At 71.9% G+C, this 1,711-nt stretch carries 1 protein-coding gene; it reads left to right on the top strand.

Annotated features, from left to right (window positions below):
* A partial coding sequence (locus DAT37_RS37700; RefSeq protein WP_109529741.1) for an ABC transporter ATP-binding protein occupies nucleotides 1-1,686 on the top strand: 1,686 nt, incomplete at its 5' end.
* Nucleotides 1,687-1,711: the final 25 nt, after the last annotated feature.

Consider the following 1,711-nt stretch of genomic DNA (forward strand, 5'->3'; position numbering starts at 1 on the left):
GGCCTCGTCGGCCCGTTCATGGCCTACGGCGTCAAGCTGCTGATCGACGCCGCCGCGGCCGGTGACCTGCAGCTGGCGCTGGTGGCCGGCACGGTGCTGAGCGTGGCCACGGCGACGCTCATCGTCGCCATGTCGTACAACGCCCACTGCGTGTTCACCGTCATCGAGCGGACCCAGGCGCTCGCCGACCGCAGGCTGATGAGCCTGATCGGCGGCATCCACGGCCTGGCCCACCATGAGCGGCCCGAGTATCTCGACCAGGTGTACCGGCTCCGGGAGGAGCGCGAGAGCCTGGCGGAGATGACCAACGCCTCGGCGGGCTTCGCGGCCGCGCTGATCGGCCTGGTCACCACGGCCGTCATGCTGGCCAGGGTGCATCCCGCGCTGCTCGCGCTGGCGCTGGTGGCCCTGGTGTCGATGTACCTGAGCAGCAAGGCCAACGACATCAGGGTGGAGGCCCAGGAGGAGACCAGCGAGCCCGAACGGCTCCGCCGCCACCTGTACGACGTGGGCACGACCGCGTCGGCCGGCAAGGAACTGCGGATCTTCGGCCTGACCGGGGAGATCGTCCGGCGTCACCACGAGGTCTCCGACGAGGTGCTGAACGCCCGCAACGAGGCGGACTGGCGCGCGGCGAGGCTGAAGTCCATCGACGCGCTGATCAACGCTGCCGGGTTCGTGGGGGCCATCACCCTGGTCCTCACGCTCGCGCTGAACGGGCGGGCGACGCCCGGTGACGTCGCGCTCGTGGTCGGCCTGGCCCTGGAGATGGGCAGCGTCATCGCGAGCTCCGTCGGCTACGGCGGCGACTTCCTGTGGGTGCTGAAGCAGGCGCGGCGCTTCATCTGGCTGGAGCGCTACGCCGAGTCGGCGGCGAAGGAGCCGGCCGATCCGGCGCCGGCCCCGGCCGGGCTGGAGCACGGCATCGACCTGATCGACGTGACGTTCCGCTATCCGGGGGTGGAGCGCCCCATCCTGGACGGCGTCTCGGCGCACCTGCCGGCCGGGGCGGTCGTGGCCCTCGTCGGCGAGAACGGTGCGGGCAAGACCACCCTGGTCAAGCTGCTGTGCGACTTCTACCAGCCGGACAGCGGGCAGATCCTCGTGGACGACGTCGAGCTGGGGCGCATCCCCACCGAGGAGTGGCGGGAGCGCGTGAGCACGGCGTTCCAGGACTACGCGCAGTTCGAGTTCCTGGCGCGGGAGACCGTGGGCGTCGCCAGCCCCGCCAAGATCGGCGACGACGAGGCCCTCAACGGCGCCCTCGCCAGGGCCGACGCGGACACCGTGGTCGCCGCGCTCCCCCAGGGGCTCGACACGCAGCTCGGCACCACCTGGACCGAAGGGGTGGACCTGTCCGGCGGCCAGTGGCAGCGGCTCGCCCTGGGCCGCGGCCTGCTGCGCTCCGACCCGCTCCTCGTCGTCTTCGACGAGCCCACGGCGGCGCTCGACCCGCAGACCGAGCACGCGCTGTTCGAGCGGTTCGCCGAGGCGGCCCGCTCGGGCCGGCAGCACGGCGCGGTCACGGTGCTCGTCTCGCACCGGTTCTCCACGGTGCGCATGGCCGACCTCATCGTCGTCCTGGAGCAGGGCCGCGTCCGGGAGGTCGGCAGCCACGAGGAGCTGATGAACCGCGGCGACCTCTACGCCGAGCTGTACGAGCTGCAGTCCCGGGCCTACCGCTGACCTGGGCGTGATCGGGGACTGCTGA

The organism is Nocardia aurea (assembly GCF_003123685.1).
GTDB classification, from domain to species: Bacteria; Actinomycetota; Actinomycetes; order Mycobacteriales; family Mycobacteriaceae; genus Nocardia; species Nocardia aurea.